Source organism: Thiocapsa sp., from assembly GCF_035467215.1.
Lineage (GTDB): Bacteria > Pseudomonadota > Gammaproteobacteria > Chromatiales > Chromatiaceae > Thiocapsa.
The window spans coordinates 1-7,972 of record NZ_DATITZ010000320.1; the positions used below are offsets into that span (position 1 = coordinate 1).

The 7,972-nt window shown below is 66.6% G+C and carries 6 protein-coding genes; all 6 read left to right on the forward strand.

What is annotated here, in order from left to right:
- The first annotated feature begins 183 nt into the window (after positions 1 to 183).
- Complete coding sequence (locus VLR48_RS17205) at positions 184 to 921, forward strand: urea amidolyase associated protein UAAP1 (protein ID WP_325292969.1); 738 nt, start codon at positions 184 to 186, stop codon at positions 919 to 921.
- A 10-nt stretch (positions 922 to 931) separates the two neighbouring features.
- Positions 932 to 1,606, forward strand: a complete 675-nt coding sequence (locus VLR48_RS17210) for an urea amidolyase associated protein UAAP2 (RefSeq protein ID WP_325292970.1) — start codon at positions 932 to 934, stop codon at positions 1,604 to 1,606.
- 210 nt (positions 1,607 to 1,816) lie between these two features.
- Positions 1,817 to 3,772 carry a biotin carboxylase N-terminal domain-containing protein gene (locus tag VLR48_RS20320; RefSeq protein WP_414718623.1) on the forward strand — a complete coding sequence of 652 codons (1,956 nt, stop codon included), beginning with the start codon at positions 1,817 to 1,819 and terminating at the stop codon, positions 3,770 to 3,772.
- 41 nt (positions 3,773 to 3,813) lie between these two features.
- Entirely contained in the window at positions 3,814 to 5,559 is a 1,746-nt protein-coding gene (locus tag VLR48_RS20325) for a carboxyltransferase domain-containing protein (protein WP_414718624.1), read from the forward strand.
- The gene (gene atzF, locus VLR48_RS17220) at positions 5,556 to 7,427 is read left to right on the forward strand and encodes an allophanate hydrolase (protein ID WP_325292971.1); all 1,872 of its coding nucleotides are present in this window, start codon (positions 5,556 to 5,558) and stop codon (positions 7,425 to 7,427) included. Before VLR48_RS20325 ends, atzF begins: the two co-directional genes overlap by 4 nt.
- A gap of 126 nt (positions 7,428 to 7,553) precedes the next feature.
- Positions 7,554 to 7,972: PEP/pyruvate-binding domain-containing protein (locus VLR48_RS17225; RefSeq protein WP_325292972.1), on the forward strand; the 419-nt coding region annotated here is incomplete at its 3' end.

The following is a 7,972-nucleotide window of genomic DNA, read 5'->3' on the forward strand; positions in this document are numbered from 1 at the left end:
GGAGTGAGGAGTGAGGAGTGAGGAGTTAGCCTGCCAATCCAAGAGCTGAGAGCTGAGAGCTGAGAGCTGAGAGCTGAGAGCTGAGAGCTGAGAGCTGAGAGCTGAGAGCTGAGAGCTGAGAGCTGAGAGCTGAGAGCTGGAAGCAGGAAGCTCTCAGAATCCCATCGTCCGAGGAAACCACCCATGACCAACGAGCCACTAGACCCCTCGCGCATCGTCCACACCGAGCTGCTGCCCGGTGCGCGCAACTGGTCCTTCATCATTCGCCGCGGTTTCGCGCTGCGCCTGGCCGATCGGCGGGGCGGGGCCAATTGCTCGGCGCTCTTCTTCAACGCGCACGAGAAGCTCGAGCGCTACAACATGGCCGATACGCTCAAGGCCCAGCACACGGCCTTCTTGACCGCGGGTCATGTGTGCTACTCCGACATGGGTCGGATCCTGGTCTCGATCACGCAGGATACCTGCGGCTGGCACGACACCTTCTGCGGGGTGAGCGACGCCGCCTTGGTGCGCGAGCGCTTCGGCGTGGCCCGTTATCAAGAGGCACGCAATGCCTTCCTGCGCAATGGCCGCGAGCTTTTTCTGATCGAGCTCGGCAAGTGGGGTCTCGGGCGTCGCGATCTGGTCGCCAACGTCAACTTCTTCAGCAAGGTCGCGGTCGACGAGGCTGGTGTCATGCGCTTTGACACCGGTCATTCAAAGCCCGGCGATCATGTCGACCTGCGTGCCGAGATGGATACGCTGGTCGTGCTCAACACCTGTCCTCATCCACTCGATCCGGCGACCGAGTGGTCGCCCAAGCCGGTGGATCTGGCGATCTATCGCGTCGACTCGGCCGCCGAGGATGACCCCTGCCGGGTGTCCTGCCCCGAGAACGGACGCGGCTTTGCCAACACCGCCATCTATCACTGTCAGCTCTGAGGGCACCGGCATGACGACCCAGTCCACTCCCGTTGCAGACTTCACCGCCAACCTGGTCGAGAGCAGGCGCGATCCGGCCGACGCCGTCTACGATCACGAGATCCCGGCCGGCGAGCCCTGGCTGCATGAGCTGCGGGCCGGCCAGACCCTGCGCATCCTCGACCTCATGGGCAACCAGGCGGTGGACACCCTCTTCTACAACGCCCGTGACCCCGCCGAGCGTTACAGCGCCGTCGACACCATCCGCGCCCAAGGCAGCCTCTATCTCACAACCGGCTCGGTCCTGCTCTCCAACGACGGCAACCCGATGGCGACCATCGTCGCCGACACCTGTGGGAGGCACGACACCTTGGGCGGTGCCTGCGCTGCCGAGTCCAATCAGGTGCGCTATGCATTGGAAAAACGGCCGATGCACAACTGCCGCGACAATTATCTGATCGCTCTGGCCGAATCCAGCTACGACATGGGCAAGCGCGACCTGACCGCCAACATCAATTTCTTCATGAACGTGCCCGTGACACCCGAGGGTCGCCTGACCTTCGAGGACGGCATCTCGGACGCCGGCAAATATGTCGAGCTGCGGGCCGAGATGGACCTCATCGTCTTGGTCTCGAACTGTCCGCAGCTCAACAATCCGTGCAATGCCTACAACCCGACGCCGGCGCGGATGCTCATCTGGGACTGATTGAGGTGCCCGCAATCAGTTGAAATAATTTATTTTTAATATCTTAAACCGCGCTGGCTCCAGCGGTCGTCAAGTCTGCCGAGGCCGATCACATCCAGACACATCGCATACCGCGCTGGGCGCGGTTTAAGGCTTCGACGACCCCGGGGACGACCCCGCGGGTCATGTCATCGACGCGGGACGACCCGCGACCGCTCGGAATCGCCGACGATGTTCGACAAGGTCCTGATTGCCAACCGCGGCGCGATCGCCTGCCGCATCATCCGCACGCTCGACGCCTTGGGAGTCGGGTCGGTGGCGGTCTATTCGCGCGCCGATGCCGCATCCCGGCACGTGAGCCTGGCCGGCGAAGCGGTCTGTATCGGCGAGGCGCTCGCGGCCGAGTCCTATCTGGACATGGGTCGAATCCTGGACGCGGCCGAGGCGACCGGGGCACAGGCCGTCCACCCGGGCTACGGCTTTCTCTCCGAGAACGCGAGCTTCGCGGAGGCCTGCGAGCAGCGCGGTCTGGTCTTTCTCGGACCAACCCCGGCGCAGTTGCGCGACTTCGGGTTGAAGCACCGTGCGCGCGAGCTGGCCGCGGCCAACGCCGTGCCTCTGCTGCCCGGCAGCGGTCTGCTCGAGGACGCCGAGCAGGCGCGGCGCGAGGCGGAGCGGATCGGCTATCCGGTGATGCTCAAGAGCACGGCGGGCGGCGGCGGGATCGGGATGCAACAGTGCGCCGATCCCGAGGAGCTGACCGAGGCCTTCGAGCGGGTCCGCCGGCTCGGTCAGAGCAACTTCGCCGATGCCGGGATCTTCCTCGAGCGCTATGTGCGCGGGGCGCGACACATCGAGGTGCAGATCTTCGGCGACGGCATCGGCGGCGTCGTCGCGCTCGGCGAGCGCGATTGCTCCCTGCAGCGGCGCAATCAGAAGGTCGTCGAGGAAACACCGGCGCCGCACCTCCCGGCCGAGCTGCGCGCCGCCATGCTGAAGACCGCGCGCCGACTCGGTGCAGCTGTCGCCTATCGCTCGGCGGGTACGGTCGAGTACATCTATGACCCCGAACGGGCCGCCTTTTACTTTCTGGAGGTCAACACGCGTCTTCAGGTGGAGCACGGGGTCACGGAGGCCGCGACCGGTGTCGACCTGGTCGAGTGGATGGTGCGCCTGGGGGCGGGCAGTCTGCCCGATCTGGGCGCGATGGCCGTCGAGCCGCGCGGTCATGCGATCCAGGTGCGCCTCTATGCGGAGGATCCGGGCAAGGGGTTTCAGCCGAGCGCTGGGCTCTTTACCCGGGTCGAGCTGCCGTCGGACGTCCGCGTCGACAGCTGGATCGAGACCGGCACGCAGGTCTCGCCCTACTATGATCCGCTGCTCGCCAAGGTCATTGTCCACGCGGAGGATCGCCCCGCGGCTCTCGCGCGCCTGGGGCAGGCGCTGGAGCGCACCGAGATCGCCGGTATCGAGACCAATCTCGCCTACCTGCGCCAGATGATGCGCGATCCCGAGGTCGTGGCCGGGCGCCATCATACCGCGACGCTGGCGGGTTTCGACTATCGGCCCGAGACCATCGACGTCCTCGCGGCCGGCACCCAGACCACGGTGCAGGATTGGCCGGGGCGACTGGGCTACTGGGACGTCGGCATTCCTCCGTCCGGACCGATGGACGATCTGGCGTTCCGGCTCGGCAACCGTCTGCTCGGCAACGCGCCCGACGCCGCCGGGCTGGAGCTGACGGTCACGGGTCCGACGCTGCGTTTCAATCGCGATGCGCTTGTCTGTCTGACCGGGGCCGAGATGGTTGCGGAGATCGACGGCCGTCCGCTGCCTTGGTGGCGTCCGGTCACGGTGCGCGCGGGTGAGGTGCTGCGCCTTGGAGCGCTGGTCGGGTCCGGGGCGCGCGCCTATCTGACGGTGCGCGGGGGCCTTCAGGTGCCGACCTATCTCGGTAGCCGCGCCACCTTCACGCTCGGCCGATTCGGCGGGCACGGCGGGCGTCCGCTGCAGGTCGGGGATGTGCTGCATCTGGCGACCGACCCGGATCCGCTCGCCGAGCATCTCGAGGACGGGAGCGACGGGCGCCCGGCGCGTCCGGTCTGCCCGAGTCCCTCGTCCCGCGCTATGGCGACACCTGGACCCTGCAGTGGATCGACGGACCGCTCGGTACCCCCGCACTCCTGACCGAGCTGATCCCGCGCTACGGCGAGACCTGGACACTGCGGGTGATCTACGGCCCGCACGGTGCCCCCGAGTTCTTCACCGACGCGGACATCGCGACACTCTTCGCGACCGACTGGGAGGTGCACTACAACTCGAGCCGCACCGGCGTGCGTCTGATCGGACCCAAGCCGACATGGGCGCGGCCCGACGGCGGCGAGGCCGGGCTGCATCCATCCAACATTCACGATAACGCCTATGCCCTGGGGACGCTCGATTTCACCGGCGACATGCCCGTGATCCTGGGTCCTGACGGGCCGAGCCTGGGCGGGTTCGTCTGCCCGGCGACAGTGATCTCGGCGGATCGCTGGTGTCTGGGTCAGCTCCGGCCGGGTGATCGAGTGCGTTTCGTACCGGTCTCTCAGGAGACGGCCAATGCGCTGGAGGCTGCGCAGGACGACATGATCCTCCAACTCGCGGCGCCGGCCGCGGTGAAGGCCAAGCCGGTGCCACCCGCGGACCCGCGCCTGCGTCGGATCGATCCGCCCGAGCATCCGGTCGGCGTCACCTACCGGGCCTCGGGCGACAAGGATCTGCTCGTGGAGTATGGCCCGCAGGTGCTGGATATTCGGCTGCGTTTCCGGGTGCATGCGCTGATGCTTTCGCTCCGCAATGAGCCGATCCCGGGTGTGCTGGAGCTCACGCCGGGCATCCGCTCCTTGCAGGTGCGCTACGACAGCCGTGCGCTGAAGCTCGGCGCTCTGTTGGATCGGCTCGTCGAGCGCGAGCAGGCGCTCGGCGATGTCGAGTCTCTGTCGGTTCCGGCGCGCGTGGTGCATCTCCCCCTGTCTTGGGACGACTCGTCCATCCGGCTCGCGATCGAGAAATACATGCAGTCGGTACGACCGGACGCACCCTGGTGTCCGAGCAACATCGAGTTCATCCGCCGCATCAACGGGCTCGACGACACCGAGGAGGTCCGGCGCATCCTCTTCGAGGCGAGCTACCTGGTGATGGGTCTGGGCGATGTCTATCTGGGCGCGCCGGTCGCCACGCCGCTCGATCCGCGACATCGACTGGTGACGACCAAGTACAACCCGGCGCGGACCTGGACGCCCGAGAACGCGGTCGGGATCGGCGGCTCCTATCTCTGTGTCTATGGCATGGAAGGGCCGGGCGGCTATCAGTTCGTCGGACGCACGCTCCAGATGTGGAATCGCTTCAAGCGCACCCCGGATTTCGAGCGGCCTTACCTGCTGCGCTTCTTCGACCAGATCCGCTTCTATCCGGTCTCCGAGCAGGAGCTGACCGAGCTGCGCGAGGCCTTTCCGCGCGGCGGCTTCCGGCTTCAGGTCGAAGAGACACGGTTCAGTCTCGCCGAATACCAGGCGTTTCTGCAGACGAACGCGGAGTCGATCGCGGCCTTCAAGGCACGCCAACAGGCCGCCTTCGAGGCCGAGCGCGAGCGCTGGGCCGCGGCCGGTCAGCTCGAGGTCGATCAGGATGTCGGCAACGGCGCGTCCGGGCACATCGACGAGCAGGCCGAGTCGCTGCGGCTCGCGCCGGGCGAGCTGGCGATCGAGAGCCATGTCCACGGCAGTGTCTGGCAGCTCGCGGTCGAGGTCGGTCAGCAGATAGAGCCCGGCCAGGTGCTGCTGGTTCTGGAGTCCATGAAGATGGAGATTGCCGTGCATGCCGACCGCAGCGGACGGGTCGCGCGCATTCTCTGTCGAAGCGGCGCCCAGGTAACACCCGGTCAGGCGTTGCTGGTGCTGGATACGGCCGCCGACGCAACGGAGAAGACAGCATGAGCCGAACACCGCACTTGCCCCTGAACCTCTCGATCCGTCATCTCCGCGACGCTTATCGCGAGGGCCTGCTCACGCCGGCGACGCTGGTGGAGCAGATCCGCACCCGGATCGCCGAGCATGCGGAAGACAACATCTGGATCCATGTCCTCTCCGACGCCGAGCTTGCATCCTATCTGGCGCGCCTGTCCGAGGCAGATCCGGAGACGCTCCCGCTCTACGGCATCCCCTTCGCGATCAAGGACAACATCGATCTCGCGGGGGTGCCGACAACCGCCGCGCTGCCTGAGCTCGCCTCGACGCCCGAGCGCTCCGCCACGGTCGTCGAGCGCCTGATCGCCGCCGGTGCGCTGCCGATCGGCAAGACCAACCTCGATCAGCTCGCGACCGGTTTGGTCGGCACCCGCTCGCCCTACGGTGCCGTGCCCAATGACTTCGATCCGGACTATATCGCCGGAGGCAGCAGCTCGGGCTCCGCCGCGGCGGTCGCGCACGGGCTCGTCAGCTTCGCATTGGGGACGGATACCGCCGGCTCGGGGCGTGTCCCTGCAGCGCTCAACAACCTGGTCGGCATCAAGCCGACCCGCGGCCTCGTCAGCACCCGCGGCGTCCTGCCGGCCTGCCGCACGCTCGACTGCGTGAGTCTCTTCACGCTGGATCTGGCCGATGCAGGCATGCTGATGCCGATCGCCGTCGGCTTTGACCCGGAGGATCCATTCGCGCGGCCTGCACCCTCGTTGACGGCGGCGTCGTCGGCTGATGGACGCGCCGAGGCATCCTTTCGCTTCGGCGTACCCGCCGACCTCGAGTGGTTCGGCGACACGGCGAGTGCCAGTCTCTTCGAGGCAACGGTGAGACGACTGAGCGCACTCGGCGGCGAGGCGGTCACCATCGACTTCACGCCCTTCGTCGAGGCGGCGCGTCTGCTCTACGAGGGGCCTTGGGTCGCGGAGCGCTATGCCGCAATCGAGGACTGGATCCGGACCCGCCCCGAGACCCTGCACCCGGTCACCCGCGCCATCATCGAGCCGGCCGCCGAGGCGCGTGCGGTCGATGCCTTCAAGGCGCAGTACCGACTGGCCGAGATCAAGCGCAGGACGGAGACGCTCTGGCCAGACCTGGACTGCATCCTAACCCCGACGATCGCAACGCCTTACCGCATCGCGGAGGTCGAAGCCGATCCGATCCGGCTCAACAGCAACCTGGGCTATTACACCAACTATATGAACCTGCTGGACCTGGCCGCCGTCGCCGTGCCCGCGGGGATGCGACCCGACGGTCTGCCGTTCGGCGTGACCCTCTTCGGTCCCGCCTTCAGTGACGCGATCCTCGCTCGCTTGGCCGAGCGCCTGCACCTGGATCCGAGCCAGACCGCTTGGCCGACCCAAGGCGCGACCGGGCATCCGGTGTCGCCGGGTTCGATTCAGGAGCCCGGGCATCCCGCGGAGAACCCGAAGGCGTCCGAGCCCGAGATGCTCCCGCTGGTCGTCTGCGGCGCACACCTATCGGGACTCGCGCTCAATCACCAACTGATCGAGCGCGGCGCCCGCCTCCTGTGCGCAACCAAGACCGCGCCTTGTTATCGCCTCTACGCACTCCAAGGCGGTCCACCCGAGCGCCCCGGTCTGATCCGCGTCCCGACCGGCGGTGTCGCCATCGAGGTCGAGGTCTGGGCGATTCCGCAGACGACCGTCGGCAGCTTCCTCGCAGGCATTCCCGCACCGCTTGGCCTGGGTAGCGTCGAGCTGGCCGACGGACGCTGGGAAAAGGGCTTCATCTGCGAGGGCTTCGCGGCCGAGGGTGCCCGAGACATCAGTGCACTCGGGGGCTGGCGCGCATATCTGTCGGGTCCACCCGGAAGCGGGATTTGAACCCCACGAAATTCCCCCCGACCGAACCGCGAAGCTCTGCGACAATAGGCGGTCGCCGCGGCACGGGTCCGCGTGCTGCATTTCAGACAACCCGAAACGAAAAGACGAGAGAGGTACGTTCGACCAATGGCATCCCAAAGCACCAAACACGTGTTCGCATTCGAAGAAGGGGACGGCAAGGACAAGAGACTGCTCGGGGGCAAGGGCGCCAATCTCTGCGAGATGACCCAGATGGGGCTGAACGTCCCGCCTGGTTTTGTGATCTCGACCGCGGCCTGCCTGGAATACCTCGACTCCCCCGATCATGCGCTGCCGGCCGGGCTGATGGATGCGGTGCACACGCAGATGCGTGCCGTGGAGAAGAAGACCGGCAAGGGTTTCGGCGATCCGGACAAGCCGCTGCTGGTTTCGGTGCGCTCCGGCTCGGCCATGTCCATGCCCGGCATGATGGATACCATTCTGAATCTCGGTTTGAACGAAGAGACGCTGCAGGGCGAGATCCGCGCGACCGGGGATGCGCGCTTCGGTTACGACGCCTATCGCCG

Excerpts from the sequence above, each read along its gene's own strand:
- VLR48_RS17205 (WP_325292969.1), top strand. The coding sequence starts at position 184 with ATGACCAACGAGCCACTAGACCCCTCGCGCATCGTCCACACCGAGCTG.
- VLR48_RS17210 (WP_325292970.1), top strand. The coding sequence starts at position 932 with ATGACGACCCAGTCCACTCCCGTTGCAGACTTCACCGCCAACCTGGTC.
- VLR48_RS20320 (WP_414718623.1), top strand. The coding sequence starts at position 1,817 with ATGTTCGACAAGGTCCTGATTGCCAACCGCGGCGCGATCGCCTGCCGC.
- atzF (WP_325292971.1), top strand. The coding sequence starts at position 5,556 with ATGAGCCGAACACCGCACTTGCCCCTGAACCTCTCGATCCGTCATCTC.